Below are 19,191 nucleotides of genomic sequence, written 5' to 3'. Positions count from 1 at the left end.
TCTGACCTGTTCGTCCTACAAACTTACACATAATAATTAAGGAATAAACATGCGCAAAGCATTGGTTGCAGCCTTAATGCTGTCATCTGGCGTTGTCATTGCCGATGAAGGGCAATGGCAACCGTATCAAATGCCATCGATCGCCGACAAGCTGAGCGAACGCGGTATCCAAATTCCAGCAAAACAACTCGCCGATCTGACCCAATATCCGATGAATGCAGTTGTCGGACTGGGGTATTGTACCGCCAGTTTCGTATCCCCCCAAGGGTTAGTTGTGACGAATCACCACTGTGCCTACCGTGCAATTCAATACAACAGCAAGAAAGAGCACAACTATATCGCCGATGGCTTCCTGGCGCGCAAACAAGCGGACGAACCTTCTGCCGGCCCTAACGAACGTCTCTACATCACAGAGGCGGTCACCAACGTGAGCGACCAGGTCACCAAAGACCTCAGCGACGACCCGCTGAAACGCTACGAAGAGATCCAGGCTAACCGCAAGGCACTGATCAAAGAGTGTGAGAGCGACGACAACTATCGCTGCTCGGTGCGCAGCTTCCACAACGGCCTGGAATACTACCTGATCAAGCAGCTTATCATTCGCGACGTGCGTCTGGTATACGCGCCACCTAAGAGCGTCGGCTCCTTCGGCGGTGACATAGACAACTATGAATACCCACGCCACTCGGGCGACTTCACCTTCCTGCGTGCCTACGTGGGCAAGGATGGCAAGCCCGCGGCCTACTCGCCAGACAACGTCCCCTTCAAGCCTAAGAGCTACCTGAAGATCAATGCCGATGGCGTCAAGGCGGGCGACGGCGTATTCGTAGCCGGTTACCCGGGCTCGACCAGCCGCTACCGCCTCACCAGCGAGCTAAAATTTGCCAGCGACTGGCTCTACCCTACTCTAGCGACACGCTATCAGCAGCGTATCGACACCATAGAAGCCATGGGCGCCCAGGACGCCGGGGTTAAGATCAAGTACGCCGGCACCCTGGCCTCGATGGCCAACCGCATGAAGAAATATAACGGTCTGCTCGACGGCTTCAAGGCCACCGATATTGCCGGTATCAAGCAGGGCCGCGAAGACGATTTCCGCAAATGGCTAACCACAGACAGCCAGTACCAGAGCTATCAGGCCAAGTTCGACCAGCTAGAGACACTATTAGTGGAGCAGCGCCAGGCGCTGCAGACCCGCTACTACTTCGAGAACGCCCAATCGAGCGACCTGCTCTCTGCAGCCAACCGCCTCTATCGTCTGGCCAAGGAGAAGACCAAGCCGGACGCCGAGCGTGAGGAAGGCTATCAAGAACGCGACATGAAGATGTTTAAGGCGCGCCTCAAGCGGATCGACTCGAGCTTCGCCATCAGCGTCGACAAGACGCTGTGGATGCAAGATCTTAACGCCTACCTGGCCCAGGACAACCGCGTACCTGAGCTCGACGCCATGCTCAAATCAGACGATCCACAGGTGAGCCTGAGTGACAAGCTCGACGGCCTCTACTCGCTGACCGGCCTCACCAACCAGGATGAGCGTCTGGCCTGGATGGACGCCGATGTGAAGGCGTTTGAAACCAGCGCCGATCCTTTCATCCGCATCGCCGTAGCCCTGTACGACACTAACCTGGCCCAGGAAAAAGCCAAGAAGACCCTGGCCGGAAAGCTGTCTAAGGCACGTCCTGGCTACATGGAAGCCGTTATCGCCTACTACAAGGCCAACAACTGGCCCGTGTACCCAGATGCCAACGGTACCCTGCGTATCACCTACGGCATGGTGGATGGTTATCAGTCGAAAGACGCCCTCTACAAGCAGCCCTTCACCCGCCTGGAGGGCATAGTCGCCAAGCATACTGGCGTCGAGCCGTTTGATGCGCCCAAGAAGGTACTGGATGCCATCAAGGCCAAGCGCTATGGCAGCCACAAGGTAGAGTCTGTCTATCAAGACCCAGCCTCTTGGTTATGCCGTCTCTTCTCTTGCCTGGACAAGCCTGAAAGCTTTGGCTCAGTGCCGGTGAACTTCCTCTCCAGCGTCGATACCACAGGCGGCAACTCTGGCTCGCCCGTGTTTAACGGCAAGGGCGAACTGGTTGGCCTGAACTTCGACTCTACCTATGAGGCGATCACCAAAGACTGGTTCTTCAACCCAACCATCACCCGCGCCGTGCACGTGGATTTCCGCTACATTCTGTGGATGATGGATGAGGTGGATCACGCCGACAACCTGATCGGCGAGCTGGACCTAGTCAGAAACTAGTCAGAAACTAGTCTTACAGCAGTCCGTTTACACCATAGACAAATACCCGGCAATGCCGGGTATTTTTTTACTTGTCGCTAACTCGTCAGTGGCATAGCTTAGTAAGATGCCAACCGAAATGAGATACAAGATGAGCAGCCCATTAGGCGGATTCTATCTCTCTGCCCAACAACGAAAAATGCATGCCGAACAGCGCGAGCGCAACACACCTAAGTTCCGCCTCAACTTCAGCCTCACCTGCGACCATCAAGTGCTTATCGAGCAGTTACTCACACTCGAGCCTGGGACGAGTGAACTTGCCAATCGAGCAGTGAGTATCAAGCTTTGCTCAAGCTTCACCCCTGCAGGTCTGCTCAAGGTCGTCAGTGACATCTATCTATGCGCTACTACTGAACCTCGCCACATAGGCAGGCAAGAACTCTATCTTAGCCCGAATGAAGCCGTGACCAGCCTGGTAGCAGGCAACCCTCACTATCGGCTCACCTTACTGGCGACACAGATAGAACCCGGCGAATCGCGCTAGGCAAAATAACATTAAGAGTACGCCGCTTCTTCGTCTATTTCAGGCATAAAAAAACACCGCACTAATCAGATTAGCGCGGTGTTTCTTTAATCTTTTAAAACTGTGTATTAGTCTTCTGCAACAACAGAAAGCTTAACAACAGCCTTAACTTCAGCGTGAAGCTGAACGTCGATTTCGAATTCACCAGTAGTGCGGATAGCACCTAGTGGCAGACGAACTTCGCTCTTAGCCAGTTCAACGCCAGCAGCAGTTACTGCATCAGCGATGTCACGGTTACCGATTGAACCGAACAGCTTGCCTTCGTCGCCCGCTTTAGAAGCGATAACAACAGCTTCAAGAGCAGCCAGCTTCTCAGCGCGCTCAGTAGCAGTTGCTAGTTCAGCAGCTAGCTTAGCTTCTAGTTCAGCACGACGTGCTTCGAATACTTCAGTGTTAGCAGCGTTAGCAACTACCGCTTTACCTTGAGGTAAAAGGAAGTTACGAGCATAACCAGCTTTAACTGACACTTGGTCACCCAGGTTGCCCAGGTTAGCGATTTTATCAAGTAGAATAACGTTCATTATTAATTCCTCTAAATTGATGCGCTATTACTGATGTAGATCAGTGTAAGGCAGTAGAGAAAGATAACGAGCACGCTTGATAGCGCGAGCCAGTTGACGTTGGTATTTAGCGTTTGTACCAGTGATACGGCTAGGAACAATTTTACCACTTTCAGTGATGTAGTTCTTTAGAGTAGCGATATCTTTGTAATCGATCTCAGTAACGCCTTCTGCAGTGAAACGGCAGAACTTGCGACGACGGAAATAACGTGCCATTTTGACAGTCTCCTAAGTTTTCAATTCGACATTTTCAGCGTGTAATACCAGGCGGTTTTGACCATTGCGTCCTCTCTGGAGGGCGATGAAACCTTTGACCTCGATATCCACACCGGTTTTCAGTTTGTCTGTGATGCTGTTAAAGCGTTCGCCACTGAATATCACTTGCATCTGGCAGTATACGTTTCTCAGCATCTCTGCTTCATAAACCTGCGATTTGTGTTCCAGCATGATCACACAATGTGGGATGCCTGCCGGGCTACTAAAGCTTCTGGACCGAGTGATGGTTCCAGATAACACCAAGTGATTGGTGGCCACAAATAAACTTACTCTGCTGCGTTTTCAGCGGCTTCTTCAGATGCTTCAGCTTCGGCAGCTGGAGCTGGGCGCTCTTCGCTAGAACGACGCGCTTCGCGCTCGTCTTTCGCTTTAGCCATTGGAGAAGCTTCGGTGATGGCACCCTTGGTACGCATAACCATGCTACGAAGAACAGCGTCGTTGAAACGGAAAGCTGTTTCTAGCTCTTCAACCGATTCTGCAGTCGCTTCTACGTTCATCAGAACATAGTGAGCCTTATGCAGTTCGATGATTGGGTAAGCCAGTTGACGACGGCCCCAGTCTTCTAAACGGTGGATTTGACCGCCAGCTTGGGTAAGGATACCCGTGTAACGTTCGATCATACCTGGCACTTGTTCACTCTGATCAGGGTGAACTAAAAATACGATTTCATAATGACGCATTTTTTGCTCCTTACGGTTATCTAGCCTCGTTGTTGGCTCAGTCAGACCAAATGGAGGCAAGGAACTAAATAAAGTGACTGAATTAAGCCGCGGAATAGTACATGGTCACACCTCAAAACTCAAGCAATATCTTTCCTTAATCACTTTGCCCATCGCCCGGTGAAACGGTATGATAGTCCGCTGTCATTTTTGTGTTCCAGACGCGTGCAAAAAATAAAAATAATGTTAAGAGCAACAAGTTTATTTATCACACTCGGCCTCAGCCACAGCGCCTGGGCCTTGGTGCCTCCGGACTATCAGGAACCCCCCAGCGACTTCTCTGCCGAGATAGAAGCCGGCCTGCAGATCAACACGGGTAACACAGAGTCCAGCAGCTTCAACGGTCGCACCAAACTCGTCTACGACACAGACAAGTTTCGTCAGGAAGGGGTATTCAAGGCCTACTTCGCCTCCGACTCGGAAAAGACCACCTCGGAGAAATACGACGTCCAGCTCCAGTCGAGCTACAAGATCTACTCGGGTTATATCTTTGCCCGCGGCGACTTCACCGAAGACAGATTCGGTAGTTATACCCGCATCTCAATCGTATCGACCGGTTATGGTTTCGACGCCATCAGCGACAGCAGCACTAAGCTGAGTCTCGAAATCGGTCCTGGTTATCGTTACAACCTGCCCCAGGTGAGCGAGTCGGTGCCCGACCCCGAGGCCGATCGCGAGGCGATTCTGCGTACCGCCGCCAAGTTCGAACAGAAGATCCACGAATACACCAGCTTCAACGCCGACCTCACCGCCGAAACCGGCGAGTCCAACAGCACGGTCACCCTGGACATGAGTTATAAGAATACCCTGTTCCAAGACTGGGCATTTAAGATCGGCATGAACGTCAAGTACACGGAAGTGGTGCCCGAAGGGTCGAAGCAGACGGATACCGTCACCACCTTTAATCTGCTCTATACCTTCAAATAAAGGTTTGAGTGCCCCCAAATGATGGGGCAATTAATCTGCCTTGCCAGTCGTGGCCGCTAGCCACTTTGATATTTGCTCGGTGACTTCAGACTATAGCTTCATGGTGTACTTGTCACCTGCGGTGGGCTCATGTGCAGATACGCCTGTGAGACGGTGAGTGAAGCGTAGCTTCGTGCTCACGAACGAGAGGCATGGATGCCGAACTGGCCTTCAAACACGTACGTTGTTTAAATATATCCCTTTAGGCTCTGCCGAAACATCTGAAGTGAATGGATTCACAAATGCCGCGGTGACATGGATGTCAAAGAGCGGCCCTGTTTCGGAAGCTCACCGGCATATCTACACTAGTTATCCAACGCCTCTTCGATTTGACGTTATTGTCATGACCCTAACAATCAAAGGCTAAGTTATTTTTTGAACAAAACCTTGATAGAAGCTTTGCTTACTTAGCATTTGACGAATTGTCAGAGTATTGCAATACACTCTAATCTAGTGGCCAGATTCACTCATCCACTACTTTTCTGAACCTTGATCCTTGATCCTTGCTCCTTCTCAATACAGTGTGAATGGTTGAAAGATAAAAGTAAAACATCCAACTCAACCACACTGGATCATAGTCGTCTTTTTGCTTATTGTTCATGTGCCTGATGCCAAAGTTATTGGCAATATCGAATAGAGCTAGTTCGTCTTTCTTGGATAGGTGTTTCTTTATGTCGCTTCTTACACTCTCAAGAATATCAGCCAAGTCTCTCACAGCATGTTTACGATCATCGATACTCGACCCATGACGCCGAAATCTTGAGACAGCACTATTTACTTTATCGATAATACGTTCGTCTTTTGTTGGTATCCTTGCTTTGAAAATCTTATCAAAACCATACTCAGGCTTGACGACAACCATCCCTTCTTGAGTCAGCTCATGAGGCTTCTCGTACAAAGCAAGAATCGCATTTATCTCTTTCAGGTATTCTTGGATACCCTCTTCCTTGTGGAACGTCATACTATGTTCTTCCTGACAATAACCGCAGTAGAACGATTCAAATGGACCATACTGTGGACTACTCACTTTAGCAAAGAAGAACTCGATCAAATCGAAGATATCCTCTTCACTGTACTTATGGTACTTATCTTGGATAGGCCATAACTCATCTTTACGTAAGGACACCATTAGATGATGCTCAACATCTACTTTGATTCCTACGTTGTGCTCTTCGCACTCTATAGCGAGATATTCCTCAAGTAGTCCATTCGAAAATATGATGTTGTATGTGTGTAGAAACAGATTACGAAACTCGATAATCCCAAAGCCGTTTGAATTTGGATTAAGACCATTTCGTATTGAATATGGAACAAAACTTGATGAGGGTTCATAAACTTCAATTGAACGCTTTCTCAATTTGTCTACGATCGACATATATTCCATTGAAAGGTGATGGTCATCTTCAGACCATGCTGCGCCACTAGTTTCTTTTTGCTTTTCTTTTGATAGTGCGTACAGAACATTCGCCACCAACACTTCAGGAGATTGGTTGATGAATGACCTTAGACGATTGGCCTTCGAGCCTGAAGCGAAATTGAATCTTTCTTCATAAATATCGACATCGTAATTCTTCATGAAGTCAGCAAAATTTCTATTGCTAAACCCCAGAACGTGTCCTGGCTTCATACCTAAGTACTTCTCAATTGTATCCATATCAGATGAACTAAAAGAAGCCATACATTACCGCCTCAAACTATTTAACTGAAATCCTGAGCCGATAATACCATACTCATTCAAAGTGCATTATAAATCGATTCAATGGGTTGAGATTAGGCTACCCTGTTATTAGCAAGTGATGTCCGGTATCTGGAGATCGCAAAAATCAATCAACCAAACGTGATGGCATTATTAAAAGAATGGGAAATTGAAGGGCAACTATTAGAATAGAGCAAATTCCCTAACGAGGGTTGGGGCAAAATCAAGTTAGCTTTTGCCCCCCCACTTCACACCAAACACGGTCAAATCGAAGAGACGTTTAGATACGGGTGTAAGCACGCTTTTGGCTCTCGGCGGCATGGACGCCGCCGTGAAGCGTATAGGATATATTCACAGCGTGCCAAAAGAGTGCTTGCACATCCCCCGCCGGGCAGGCGATTGATAACAGCGAAGGTTAACGCTACAAAACCCAACCCAAGTACACATTCCCCCACCGGGCAAGCGATAGATAACAATGTGGGTTAACGCTGCACAACCCGCCCCAAGTACATATCCCCCGCCGGGCAGACATTAGATAACAATGAAGGTTAACGCTACAACCCCCTTGCTAAACGACCATGTCGTCAAACGACAGATACAAAAATGCCGATGAAGCCTAAACCTCATCGGCATTCCTACCACCTATGGAAACCCAATAGGCTAAATCAAAAATTCAACGATCGAATTCCCGATCACCCCAACCTTTGGCGAACCGCCTCGAACAAACAGATCCCTGTGGCTACTGAGACGTTAAGGCTAGATACACTGCCCGCCATCGGGATAGAGGCTAGCGAATCACAGCTCTCGCGGGTCAGGCGGCGTAGTCCTTTATCTTCGGCGCCCATGGCGATGGCGATAGGGCCTTTGAGGTCGGCCTTGTAGAGGTCGTGCTCGGCCTCACCGGCGGCGCCGACGATCCAAACCCCCTTATCTTGCAGGCTCTTCATGGTGCGCGCCAGGTTAGTCACCTGGAACAGGGGCACCACTTCGGCGGCGCCACAGGCAACCTTGCTAACGGTAGGCGTGAGGCCGACCGAGTTGTCGCGCGGCACAATCACCCCGTGCACACCGGCGGCGTCGGCGTTGCGCAGACAGGCGCCCAGGTTGTGGGGATCGGTGACGCCATCGAGGATCAACAGAAACGGCGTGTCTGTCTTATCTAGCAGCGCCAGCAGATCGTTGTCATTGAGCTGCTTAGCAGGCTTGGCGCGTACCAGCACCCCCTGGTGCTGACTGCTGCCGGCCTTGTCGTCCAGCGCCTTGCGTGACGCCTGCTGCACCGAGACGCCATACTCGGCGGCCATGGCCAGCAGTGGCATCAGACGTTGATCGTCGCGCCCCTGCAATACCCACATCTCGATCACCCGCTCAGGGCTGTTCTTTAGCAAGGCCTCGACGGCATGGATGCCGAAGGTGAAATCTTGTTTCTTCATCTGGTTTGAGTCTCTTATTTCTTACTGCTGCGTTTCTTCACGCTCTTACGTTTCTTGGCACCCGGCTTGGCTGATGACTTCTTGGCCCCAGTCTTAGACTTACTCGCGCCAGCCTTACCCGCACCGGACTTATCGGCTGCGGGCTTGCCAGCTCCAGATTTGCCTTCGCTGCGTCGGGCGGTGCGGCGTTTACCGCTGGGCTTGTCATCCTCTTTACCCTTGCGGGACATCTTGGCCCCTTCCAGGTTGACCCGCTCGCGCGCGGTCAGCGGCTTCTTGGCGCGGCGCGGACGTGATGTCTTACCATCGTCGCCCACCATCATGAGATCGATCTGGCGATCGTCCAGGTTAACCGCGGCCACCTTGACGGTAACGGCATCGCCTATCTGATACACCTGACCCGAGGCCTCGCCCACCAGGCGCTGACGCATATTATCATAGTGATAATAGTCACCGCCCAGGGTGGAGATATGCACCAGGCCGTCGATGAAGAGGTCGCTCAGGCGGACGAACATGCCGAAGTGGGTCACAGAGGCCACCACAGCCTCGAAGGTGTCACCAACATGATCACGCATAAACTCACACTTGAGCCAGTCGCTGACGTCGCGGGTCGCCTCGTCGGCGCGCCGCTCTGTGTTAGAACACTCTTCGCCCAGCAGATCCAGCTCTTCGATCTGATAGTGATAGCCACCATCAGGCGTCCACTTGTCACTGGCCTCGCCACGCTCCTTGGCCAACAGGTAACGGATCACCCTGTGCAGGATCAAATCCGGATAGCGACGAATCGGCGAGGTAAAGTGCGAGTACTCCTCCAGCGCCAGGCCGAAGTGGCCTTCGTTGTCCGGGTTATAGGTTGCCTGACGCATGGAGCGCAGCAACATCACCTGAATCAGCTCGGCATCGGGCCTGTCGATCACCTGCTCCATCAGGGCCTGATAGTCGGCCGGCTCCGGCTCCAGGCCACCGCCCATGGACAGGCCGCGCTCCTTGAGGAAGTCCTTGAAGTTAGTCAGCTTCTGCTCCGACGGCGCCTCATGCACCCGGTAGAGCACCTCGCCCTTATGCTTCTTCACAAACTTGGCCGCCGCCACGTTGGCCAGGATCATGCACTCTTCGATGATCTTATGGGCCTGGTTACGGGTGCGCGGCTCGATGCGCTCGATCTTACGATCGGCGTTGAAGATAAACTGAGTTTCCGTAGTCTCGAAGGCTATGGCACCGCGCTGGGCGCGGGTATCATCCAAGGTCAGGTAGAGCGACTGCAGGGTCTGCAAATGCGGGAAGATTGGCTTGAGCTCATCGCTCACCTCGCCGCCCTCGAGCATATCCGCCACCTGGGTATAGGTGAGGCGGGCATGAGAATGCATCACCGCCGGATAAAACTTGTATCCCGACAGCTTACCCGCCGCCGAAATGGTCATCTCGGCCACCATACAGAGGCGGTCGACACCCGGGTTGAGGGAGCAGAGGCCGTTAGACAGCTTCTCCGGCAACATGGGGATCACCTGAGACGGGAAATAGACTGAGTTACCGCGGGCACGGGCCTCTTTATCCAGCGCCGATTCGGTGCGCACATAATGACTCACATCGGCGATGGCTACCCACAGGCGCCAGCCGCCACTCTTCTTGGTCTCGGCGTACACGGCATCGTCGAAGTCGCGGGCATCTTCACCGTCTATGGTGACCAGCGGTAGCTTACGCAGATCGACTCTGCCCAGCTTGTCCTCTTCGGTCACTTCGTCGGGGATCTTGCGCAGCTTCTTCTCGATCAGGCTCGACCAGGTATGGGGCAGATCATAGTTACGCAGGGCGATCTCTATCTCCATGCCCGGCGCCATCTCTTTGCCCAGCACCTCGGTGACCTTGCCTGCCGCCTTCATGTAGCGGCCGGGACGGCGGGTCAGCTCGACCACCACCACGTCACCCTGACGGGCACCGTTGCGATCGCCATCGGGGATCAGGATCTCCTGGGTGATACGCTTGTCATCGGCGATCACGAATGCCATGCCGGAATCCAGGTGGAAACGCCCCACCAGTGGCGCGGTGCGCTCATGGGTGAGACGGACGATGCGCGCCTCACGGCGTCCCTTACGGTCGACACCGGCTTTCTGGGCCAGCACCTTGTCGCCGTGGAAATACATCAACATGTCACGGTTATTGATGAAGAGGTCGTCGCCGCCTTCATCGAGTTTAAGGAAGCCGAAGCCATCCTTATGCCCCAGAACTGTACCGCTAAGCAGATCCATACGCTCAGGCAGGCCATAGGCCTGACCACGGGTAAAGACCAGCTCGCCGTCACGCTCCATGGCCCGTAGGCGACGGCGCAAGGCTTCGAGCTGCTCTTCGTCGGTTATCTTGAGCGCCTGAGCGATCTTCTCGCGATTGAGGGGTGATTGCTGTGAGCGTAAGTAATCTAAAATATACTCACGACTAGGAATGGGGTTGTCGTACTTCTCTTGTTCACGCTTTAAATGCGGATCTTTGATCATTCATTATCCATAAATTTTGCCCAGGCTCTCCTTTTATTGTTAAGGGGCTAAGGGCGATTACCGGGATCTCAGGTGCGCCTGCTTAGCCCTCTCAACTGCACTTGCGGGCATCTTCGCTTCCAGCACCATCAATAATTTTAGGGCTTCCTGTTTGGTCGCCTCATCACTAAATACATCGTTATACAGCCAGTGGTAACCCATCTCATAATCTCTGGGGCTACCATAGCCTTCGCCAAACAATCTGACCAGCATCATACGCGCTGGCAGATCGCCACCGGCGGCAGCGGGCAGTGTGTATTGCACCGCACGCTCCTTATCTTGGATCACGAACTTACCGTCATGGTAATACTCGGCAATCCTAACCATAGCCTCGGCGCTCCCCTGCTCTGCGGCGTCGCGCAGCATAGAGATCCCCCGTGGCGGGTTGGCCTTGACGCAGATGCCATAGTTAAGCATCTCCGCCCATAAATATTGGTACAGCGGCTGCTTCAATACCTCGGCACGCGCCTCGATATCTTGCACCAGCTGACAGTCGTCTCCCGTGACGCGGGTCAGGTAAGACTTGTCACGGATCATCTCGATAAGCTGCTCTTGGCTGTAGATATTGACCGCCTTCAACCCTTCCGACCTGTTTTCGGTGGGCTTATTATCAACCGCCTTAGCGGTTTCGGGCTCGGCATGGGCCAGGGTTGATAGCCAGGCCAGCAACATAACACACACTAATCTTGCCATAAGAAAGCTCTCTTGGTTGATCTCACGCCTTATCTCTCAAACAGACTCAGGCAGTATACCTTATCTTATCGGCCGCTGCGGCATTAGCTTAAAAAGTGATCGCATGCTTATCGCTAATAGATCTCAATTTACCCACGGATATTCGAGCCTGGTGCGCTCAAAGTATCTACGACAAAGTCATTTGCGGTAATAGCATTTGCAATAAAATCGCTTGCAATAAAAAGGCCGCTTAACGCGGCCCTTATGATTAACTGAACGGATTCACTAGAATCATGGTCTCGTTTCTGTCGGGACCCGTTGAGATAATATCGACTGGCGTTTCCAGTAGCTCTTCTACACGCTTGATGTAGTTGATCGCTGCCTGTGGCAGTTGATCGATAGAGGTCGCACCAAAGGTGTTCTCGCTCCAACCAGGCATAGTCTCGAGCACAGGAGTAACCTGCTCGTAGCCTTCGGCTGCCAACGGCGTAACCGTTGCGATGCTGCCATCTGGGTACTGGTAACCCACACAGATCTTAACTTCTTCAAGGCCGTCGAGTACATCAAGCTTAGTCAGACAGAAACCGCTGATGCTGTTGATCTGTACCGCGCGCTTCATGGCAACGATATCTAACCAACCTGGACGACGCTTACGACCAGTGGTCGCACCGAATTCGTGACCCTTAGTACCTAAGTGATCGCCGATCTCGTCTTGCAGCTCAGTAGGGAAAGGACCCGCCCCCACACGTGTGGTGTATGCCTTCATGATACCAAGCACATAATCCAGGTGACGTGGACCGAAACCTGACCCCGTCGCCACACCACCTGCAGTAGTGTTTGAAGAGGTTACGAATGGATAAGTACCGTGGTCGATATCCAGTAGGGTACCCTGTGCGCCTTCAAACAGGATAGGCTCACCGGCCTTACGTGCTTGATCCAGCAGCTCAGTCACATCGGTACACATGCTCTTCAGATAGTCGGCGATGGCCAACGCATCTTTTAGCGTGGTCTCGTAATCAACCGCTTCGCAATCATAGTATTCGGTCAGCATGAAATTGTGATATGCCATCACTTCCTTCAGCTTCTCGGCGAATAGTTCTGCATTAAACAGATCGCCAACGCGAAGACCGCGACGAGAGATCTTATCTTCATAAGCAGGACCGATACCACGACCCGTTGTACCAATAGCTTTATTACCGCGTGCTTTTTCACGTGCGATATCTAAGGCACAGTGGAAGGGAAGGATCAACGGACACGCTTCGGAGATAAGCAGACGCTCCTCTACAGGGACGCCACGCTCTTTAAGCATGTTGATCTCTTTCATCAGGGCGTCGGGCGCAAGCACAACACCATTACCGATAATGCATTTTACATTATCGCGTAAAATTCCTGATGGAATAAGATGAAGAACGGTTTTGTCACCATCGATAACAAGAGTATGACCAGCATTGTGGCCACCTTGATAACGAACGACATATTTGGCCTGTTCGGTAAGTAGATCGACTATCTTACCCTTTCCTTCGTCACCCCATTGGGTGCCGAGAACTACAACGTTTTTGCCCATTATTTGCTGCAAGGTAGTGGTTAAAACGGGATTTTAGCAGATCTTGGGGGGGAAGTGGCAAGTAATTTATGAAAAAATAATCAATATGACCACGCCCGCGGTCACTAAAGCACCACCCAACCTTTGCAAAACTCGTTGATTTTGGCTGGAAATTTCTTGCAAATATGCCCGCCAACGATTCGGAAATAAAAGCGGACCTATCCCCTCGATAATCAGCACTATCGCCAAAACCAGCATCAGGAGTTGGAATGTCATCTAGGTGTGTTTCCTATAGCGAACAATTGAGCCTTAAAAATAGCAGAAAACGGCAATAAAAAAACCCAGCACAAGGCTGGGTTTTTCCAATCTTCGCGGCGTAATATTAACGCTTTGAGAATTGTGGCTTACGACGTGCTTTACGTAGACCGACTTTCTTACGCTCAACTTTACGAGCATCACGGGTAACGAAACCAGCGGCGCGTAGAGAAGGACGTAGAGCTTCATCAAGCTCCATCAGGGCACGAGTGATACCGTGACGGATTGCACCTGCCTGGCCAGTGATACCACCGCCCTTAACAGTTACATAGATGTCTAGCTTTTCAGTCATTTCAACTAGCTCTAGAGGTTGACGAACAACCATACGAGCAGTTTCACGACCAAAATATTCGTCAAGTGGACGTTGGTTCACGACGATGTTACCACTACCTACTTTAGCGAATACGCGAGCAGTAGATGTTTTGCGACGGCCAGTGCCGTAGTACTGAGTTGCAGACATTAGCTTACTCCCGGATTAGATATCAAGAACTTGTGGTTGTTGTGCAGCATGGTTGTGCTCTGCGCCAGCGTAAACTTTCAGTTTACGGTACATGGCACGTCCCAGAGGACCTTTTGGCAACATACCTTTTACTGCTTTCTCGATAATCATTTCTGGCTTATGATCTTGCAGCTTATCAAAAGTAATCTGCTTGATACCACCTGGGAAACCAGAATGAGAGTAGTAAGTCTTAGCTGCTGCTTTGTTACCAGTTACAGTTACTTTCTCAGCATTGATAACGATGATGTAATCGCCAGTATCAACGTGAGGAGTGTATTCTGCCTTATGCTTGCCACGTAGACGACGAGCGATCTCAGTAGCGATACGACCTAAAGTTTTACCTTCAGCGTCAACAACGAACCATTCGCGCGTCACTGTTTCTGGTGTAGCAGTATATGTAGTCTTCATTTACAAAAACCCAATGTTTAAATTCTGTCTCAAATGCCATTATTTTTAATAAATAACAACACAAAAAATGCCATTCTCCGCCCCTTCGAGCAAAGAATAAGGCTTTACAACTTCCGCCTTTTTGACGGAGTAACGAGGGCAGGTCGCGAATTATAGACAAAGCTGAGTTAAAAATCACCTAATTTTTTCAGCTAATTTAAATGATTTACTCAGCTTTGGATCGATTTGGCGCCGAAACGGTAAAAAGCGCCATTTATCGGTTGAATCTCGCCCTATGGCAGGTGTTCCAGCGCGAGATAGTCGTGCGATTGCATCTCGGTCAGGCGCGAACGACAGCGTCTGAATTCGAAACTCAGCAGCCCCTGGGTATAGATCTCCTCCAGTGCTACCTCGGCCGAGATGATCAGCTTCACATGACGCTCATAGAACTCATCCACCATGGCCAGAAAACGGCGGGCGATGTCATCCCCCGAGCTCTGGCTTCCCATCTGCTCGACGCCGCTAAGTAGTACGGTGTGATAGAGACAAGCCAGCTCCATATAGTCGCGCTGACTACGGGGGCCGTCGCACAGGTCACGAAAATCGATCAACAACACGCCCTGTGCCTGCTGGCGGATGGCGATCTCACGGCCATCGATATCAATCGCCTCGCGGGAGACCTCCGACTCCGGCGCCAGCTGCTGGAAATACCCCAGCAGGTTCTTATCGGCCTGAGGGTCTAGTGGATAATGATAGATCTCGGCCTGCTCCAGGGTGCGCAGACGATAGTCGATGCCGCTGTCGACATTCAGCACCTGACAGTGCTTGTTAATCAGCGCAATCGCCGGCAGGAAACGCGCCCTTTGCAGGCCGTTACGATAGAGCTCATCGGGAATGATGTTCGAGGTAGCGACCAGGGCCACCCCTTCGGCAAATAGCGCCTGAAACAAAGTACCCAGCAACATGGCGTCTGTGATGTCGGAGACGAAGAACTCGTCGAAACAGATCACCTGATAACGCTCGGCCATCCGCTTGGCGATCACCAACAGGGGGTCTCGTTGCCCCTTGAGGTTGTCCAGATCCAGATGGATCTGATGCATGAAGCGATGAAAGTGCGCCCTGAGTTTACGCTCGCCCGGCAGCGCATCATAGAAGGTGTCCATCAGATAGGTCTTGCCGCGCCCGACTCCTCCCCAGAGGTAGAGGCCTTGCACCGAAGGCGCTGGCTTAGCCAGGAACCCCAGCAGTTTCGCCATCCCCGTCGGCTTTTGCTGCGCCGCAATCAACTCATCATAGACACGCTGCAGGGCCTTAACCGCCTGCTCCTGAGCGGGGTCATAGGAAAAGTCATCACGTTGTAGATCGGCTTGATAATGCTGCCAGGGGGTGAGATGCGACACTGAAATTATTCTCTTCTATCCTTAATCCAATCGCTAAATGGTATCACGACACGCAATCTCAGGGTATATGTGCACCAAGCTTAAACCTGAGCAGACACAGACAAACGTAAAAGGGACGACCAGGGCTGTATCGCTCGCTAGTCGATGAAGACTAACGAAAAATTAACCTTTGTTAATCACCTGAACTTTATCGAGAAGGCGAGAGTCGGATTGAATAACACAGTCTTTTAATCACTTGATTTACGTCCGAGTAGCCTTATATCTACAGAGTCATAAGTTCATAATTGCAACATTGGAGTCATGAATAGATGAAAACGAAATTATCACTACTTTCCGCCGCACTGCTCGGCGCGAGCCTGATGGTTATGCCTGCCGTTTCTCAAGCCGCCATTCCACTGGCCGTAGACGGACAGGAGCTACCTAGCCTGGCCCCCATGCTGGAGAAAACCACCCCAGCCGTGGTGGCCGTCGCCGTATCTGGCACCCATGTCTCTAAGCAGCGTCTACCCGACGCCTTCCGCTACTTCTTCGGCCCTAACGCCCCGAGAGAACAGGTGCAGGAACGTCCCTTCAAGGGGCTAGGTTCTGGGGTCATCATAGATGCGAAGAAAGGCTATATCGTCACCAACAACCATGTGATCGACGGCGCCGACGAGATCTTGATTGGCCTGCACGATGGCCGTGAGATAGAGGCCAAGCTTATCGGCACAGATGCCGAGTCCGACGTGGCCCTGTTACAGATCGAAGCCAAGAACCTGGTCGCCCTCAAGCGCGCCGACTCAGATGAACTCAAGGTAGGTGACTTCGCCGTGGCCATTGGTAACCCCTTTGGTCTTGGCCAGACAGTTACCTCGGGTATCGTCAGCGCCATGGGCCGCAGCGGCCTAGGTATCGAGATGCTGGAGAACTTCATTCAGACAGACGCCGCCATCAACAGCGGTAACTCGGGCGGCGCCCTGGTAAACCTCAACGGTGAGCTGATCGGCATCAACACCGCCATCGTCGCCCCGGGTGGCGGTAACGTAGGCATCGGCTTCGCGATCCCCGCCAACATGGTCAACAACCTAGTAGATCAGCTGATCGAACACGGCGAGGTACGCCGCGGCGTGCTGGGTGTCAGCGGTCGAGACCTAGATAGCGAGCTGGCCCAGGGCTTTGGCCTGGATTCTCAGCACGGCGGCTTCGTCAACGAGGTAATGCCAGACAGCGCGGCGGATAAGGCGGGCATCAAGGCCGGTGACATCATAGTCAGCGTCAACGGCAAGCCGATCAAGTCCTTCCAGGAGCTGAGAGCCAAGATAGGTACCATGGGTGCCGGTGCCAAGGTGAAGCTCGGCCTGATCCGCGACGGCGATGAGAAGACAGTCACCGCTGTGTTAGGCGAGGCTAACCAGCAGACAGAAACCGCGGCCGGTGCCGTACATCCTATGCTGGCGGGTGCAACGCTAGAGAACAATAAGAAAGGGGTCGAGATCACAGAGATCGCCCAGGGTTCTCCGGCGGCGGCTAGCGGTCTGCTCAAGGGCGATATCATAGTCGGGGTCAACCGCACCCGTATCGAAGATCTTAAAGAGCTTAAGGCGGAACTTAAGGAGCAACACGGCGCCGTAGCCCTGAAACTGCTGCGCGGTAACAACAGTCTCTATCTGGTGCTCAGATAGGGCGCCTTGGGGGCCATGGCCAGGCTTAACCGCCTGCGCCATGGCCTCTTTTATTTCTCGCTTTATGCACTTAGGCCAATAGTGCCCTATAAATAAACATGTTAATCTAACGCTACTTTCCCCATAACACCTTAAATCATGACGCTTAAAGACACGGTAATTTACATCGCGAAAGCTGTTTTTTTCGGCCTCATCATGGCCGCCGTCTTTCTGGTCATCACCCCATGGATCACAGGCACGGCTAACCACGGCAACTTCTTCCAGAGCCGCGGACAGAACGGAATAGAACTCTCCTTCTCCCAGGCAGTACGCCGCGCCGCACCGGCGGTAGTCAACATCTACAGCCTGAGCATAGATCAGAGTCGTCCGCTCAATTCGGGCTCGCTGCAGGGGCTGGGATCGGGCGTGATCATGAGCAAAGAGGGCTATATACTCACCAACTATCACGTGGTCAAGAAGGCCGACGAGATAGTGGTCGCCCTGCAAGATGGTCGCAAGTTTACCTCTGAGGTCGTGGGTTCTGATTCTGTCACCGACTTGGCAGTGCTCAAGATAGAGGGCGATGCCCTGCCCGTCGTCCCCATCAACTTAGATGTACCGGCCCAGGTCGGCGACGTGGTACTGGCCATAGGCAACCCCTATAACCTGGGGCAAACCATCACTCAGGGGATCATCAGCGCCACGGGTCGTAACGGCCTGAGTTCGGGCTATCTGGACTTCCTGCAGACAGACGCCGCCATCAATGCGGGTAACTCGGGCGGCGCGCTCATCGATACCAGCGGCCGACTGATCGGCATCAACACCGCCGCCTTCCAGATTGGCGGCGAGGGTGGTGGCCATGGCATTAACTTCGCCATCCCCATCAAGCTGGCTCACAGCATCATGGGCAAGCTGATTAAAGATGGCCGGGTGATCCGTGGTGCACTGGGCATAACTGGCGAGGCGATCAACCCTGTGATGGCGCAGATCCTCAACCTGCCGGATCTGACCGGTGTCATGGTGACGGGTGTCGACCATCAAGGGCCGGCCGCCCAGGCCAAGCTCAGACCCAGAGACGTGATCACTAAGTTTAACGACGAAACCGTTCCCGGTGTCGAGATGCTGATGGACAGAATTGCCGAGACGCCACCAGGCACTCAGGTCACCATGACCATCATACGCAGCGGCAAATACTATGAGGTGCCCGTCACCATAGGGGAAAACCTAGGCAGTGAGTAAAAGCCTGTGAATAAGAGCCACTGAGCAAAAGCCAGTGAATAGCCCACATAGAAAAGCCAGCAATCGCTGGCTTTTCTTTTATCTGTTCTATGGCTGATAGCCCAACCTAAGTGTAACGGCTCAACCTAAGTGTAACGGCCCAACCTAAGTGTAACGGCCCAACCTAAGTGTAACGGCCTAACCTAAGCCTAACCGCCCAACCAGAGTTGTGGCAGGCCAATTGCTATCTACTCGGACGCTTAAATAGCCGGAGCCAGAAACCACACTCGAGCAGCGCGCCGACGACCAGCAGGCTCAAGGCCCCCAGGTGCATCCCCACGCCGTAACAGATAAGGGCGCCGATAAGCAGCGCGACTAACAACGCCATCCTTTTGCTATGTGCCATATACTCTCCTTAGCATAATTAAATTGGCCGACCTTTTTATACTACAAGTATAAGCAGATCTGTACCGCCCAGATGAGATTAAATATGTTTCATCCCTGCCAAGGAAGGTGCAAACAA

The 19,191-nt window shown here is 52.2% G+C and carries 19 protein-coding genes; 5 read left to right on the top strand and 14 right to left on the bottom strand.

All coding sequences use genetic code 11. The features are described from left to right. The first annotated feature begins 49 nt into the window (after positions 1-49). On the top strand, positions 50-2,254 hold the full coding sequence (locus L1D43_RS00530) for a S46 family peptidase (RefSeq protein WP_239849514.1): 2,205 nt from the start codon (positions 50-52) through the stop codon (positions 2,252-2,254). 130 nt (positions 2,255-2,384) lie between these two features. Continuing rightward, on the top strand, positions 2,385-2,777 hold the full coding sequence (locus tag L1D43_RS00525) for a hypothetical protein (RefSeq protein WP_239849513.1): 393 nt from the start codon (positions 2,385-2,387) through the stop codon (positions 2,775-2,777). Between the two features lie 107 nt (positions 2,778-2,884). Here L1D43_RS00525 and rplI read toward each other — a convergent pair whose 3' ends face one another. The 4 genes from rplI to rpsF are packed head-to-tail and all read right to left on the bottom strand — an operon-like array spanning position 2,885 to position 4,332. Beyond that, a complete protein-coding gene (rplI, locus tag L1D43_RS00520) occupies positions 2,885-3,337 on the bottom strand; it encodes a 50S ribosomal protein L9 (protein ID WP_041509966.1) in 453 nt (150 codons plus the stop codon). 27 nt (positions 3,338-3,364) lie between these two features. Further along, positions 3,365-3,592, bottom strand: a complete 228-nt coding sequence (gene rpsR, locus L1D43_RS00515) for a 30S ribosomal protein S18 (protein WP_011867078.1) — start codon at positions 3,590-3,592, stop codon at positions 3,365-3,367. A 12-nt stretch (positions 3,593-3,604) separates the two neighbouring features. Further along, positions 3,605-3,910 carry a primosomal replication protein N gene (gene priB, locus L1D43_RS00510; RefSeq protein ID WP_041509965.1) on the bottom strand — a complete coding sequence of 102 codons (306 nt, stop codon included), beginning with the start codon at positions 3,908-3,910 and terminating at the stop codon, positions 3,605-3,607. Between the two features lie 8 nt (positions 3,911-3,918). Beyond that, positions 3,919-4,332 carry a 30S ribosomal protein S6 gene (gene rpsF / locus L1D43_RS00505; RefSeq protein ID WP_239849512.1) on the bottom strand — a complete coding sequence of 138 codons (414 nt, stop codon included), beginning with the start codon at positions 4,330-4,332 and terminating at the stop codon, positions 3,919-3,921. 222 nt (positions 4,333-4,554) lie between these two features. Between rpsF and L1D43_RS00500 the strand changes: the two genes are divergently transcribed. Continuing rightward, positions 4,555-5,298 carry a DUF481 domain-containing protein gene (locus tag L1D43_RS00500; RefSeq protein ID WP_239849511.1) on the top strand — a complete coding sequence of 248 codons (744 nt, stop codon included), beginning with the start codon at positions 4,555-4,557 and terminating at the stop codon, positions 5,296-5,298. A 502-nt stretch (positions 5,299-5,800) separates the two neighbouring features. On the opposite strand, the gene L1D43_RS00495 is transcribed toward L1D43_RS00500, so the two are convergent. The 9 genes from L1D43_RS00495 to zapE all read right to left on the bottom strand — a co-directional run bounded on the left by L1D43_RS00495 (position 5,801) and on the right by zapE (position 15,810). Then, positions 5,801-7,015 carry a hypothetical protein gene (locus tag L1D43_RS00495; RefSeq protein WP_239849510.1) on the bottom strand — a complete coding sequence of 405 codons (1,215 nt, stop codon included), beginning with the start codon at positions 7,013-7,015 and terminating at the stop codon, positions 5,801-5,803. 710 nt (positions 7,016-7,725) lie between these two features. Next, the gene (gene rlmB, locus L1D43_RS00490; RefSeq protein ID WP_239849509.1) at positions 7,726-8,466 is read right to left on the bottom strand and encodes a 23S rRNA (guanosine(2251)-2'-O)-methyltransferase RlmB; all 741 of its coding nucleotides are present in this window, start codon (positions 8,464-8,466) and stop codon (positions 7,726-7,728) included. Between the two features lie 14 nt (positions 8,467-8,480). Next, the gene (gene rnr / locus L1D43_RS00485; protein WP_239849508.1) at positions 8,481-10,955 is read right to left on the bottom strand and encodes a ribonuclease R; all 2,475 of its coding nucleotides are present in this window, start codon (positions 10,953-10,955) and stop codon (positions 8,481-8,483) included. Positions 10,956-11,012: 57 nt separating this feature from the next. Further along, positions 11,013-11,687: a flagellar protein MotX gene (locus L1D43_RS00480; RefSeq protein ID WP_239849507.1), complete on the bottom strand. Its 675-nt coding sequence runs from the start codon at positions 11,685-11,687 to the stop codon at positions 11,013-11,015. A 247-nt stretch (positions 11,688-11,934) separates the two neighbouring features. After that, the gene (locus tag L1D43_RS00475) at positions 11,935-13,230 is read right to left on the bottom strand and encodes an adenylosuccinate synthase (RefSeq protein WP_041509957.1); all 1,296 of its coding nucleotides are present in this window, start codon (positions 13,228-13,230) and stop codon (positions 11,935-11,937) included. A 66-nt stretch (positions 13,231-13,296) separates the two neighbouring features. Then, a complete protein-coding gene (locus L1D43_RS00470) occupies positions 13,297-13,485 on the bottom strand; it encodes a DUF2065 domain-containing protein (RefSeq protein ID WP_011867088.1) in 189 nt (62 codons plus the stop codon). A gap of 106 nt (positions 13,486-13,591) precedes the next feature. Next, a complete protein-coding gene (gene rpsI, locus L1D43_RS00465) occupies positions 13,592-13,984 on the bottom strand; it encodes a 30S ribosomal protein S9 (RefSeq protein WP_011867089.1) in 393 nt (130 codons plus the stop codon). Positions 13,985-13,999: 15 nt separating this feature from the next. After that, positions 14,000-14,431, bottom strand: a complete 432-nt coding sequence (rplM, locus tag L1D43_RS00460) for a 50S ribosomal protein L13 (protein WP_011867090.1) — start codon at positions 14,429-14,431, stop codon at positions 14,000-14,002. Positions 14,432-14,703: 272 nt separating this feature from the next. Continuing rightward, a complete protein-coding gene (zapE, locus tag L1D43_RS00455) occupies positions 14,704-15,810 on the bottom strand; it encodes a cell division protein ZapE (protein WP_239849506.1) in 1,107 nt (368 codons plus the stop codon). A gap of 308 nt (positions 15,811-16,118) precedes the next feature. Between zapE and degQ the strand changes: the two genes are divergently transcribed. Next, the gene (gene degQ, locus L1D43_RS00450) at positions 16,119-17,471 is read left to right on the top strand and encodes a Do family serine endopeptidase DegQ (RefSeq protein WP_239849505.1); all 1,353 of its coding nucleotides are present in this window, start codon (positions 16,119-16,121) and stop codon (positions 17,469-17,471) included. A 138-nt stretch (positions 17,472-17,609) separates the two neighbouring features. Continuing rightward, positions 17,610-18,689 carry an outer membrane-stress sensor serine endopeptidase DegS gene (gene degS / locus L1D43_RS00445; RefSeq protein WP_041509954.1) on the top strand — a complete coding sequence of 360 codons (1,080 nt, stop codon included), beginning with the start codon at positions 17,610-17,612 and terminating at the stop codon, positions 18,687-18,689. A 223-nt stretch (positions 18,690-18,912) separates the two neighbouring features. Here degS and L1D43_RS00440 read toward each other — a convergent pair whose 3' ends face one another. Next, on the bottom strand, positions 18,913-19,074 hold the full coding sequence (locus L1D43_RS00440; protein WP_160290146.1) for a hypothetical protein: 162 nt from the start codon (positions 19,072-19,074) through the stop codon (positions 18,913-18,915). Positions 19,075-19,191 lie beyond the last annotated feature (117 nt).

The sequence above is a fragment of the Shewanella sp. Isolate8 genome, from assembly GCF_022398495.1.
GTDB classification, from domain to species: domain Bacteria; phylum Pseudomonadota; class Gammaproteobacteria; order Enterobacterales; family Shewanellaceae; genus Shewanella; species Shewanella aquimarina.
The sequence above is the reverse complement of the archived record's forward strand: the minus strand, read 5'-3'. Positions and strand labels throughout refer to the sequence as shown.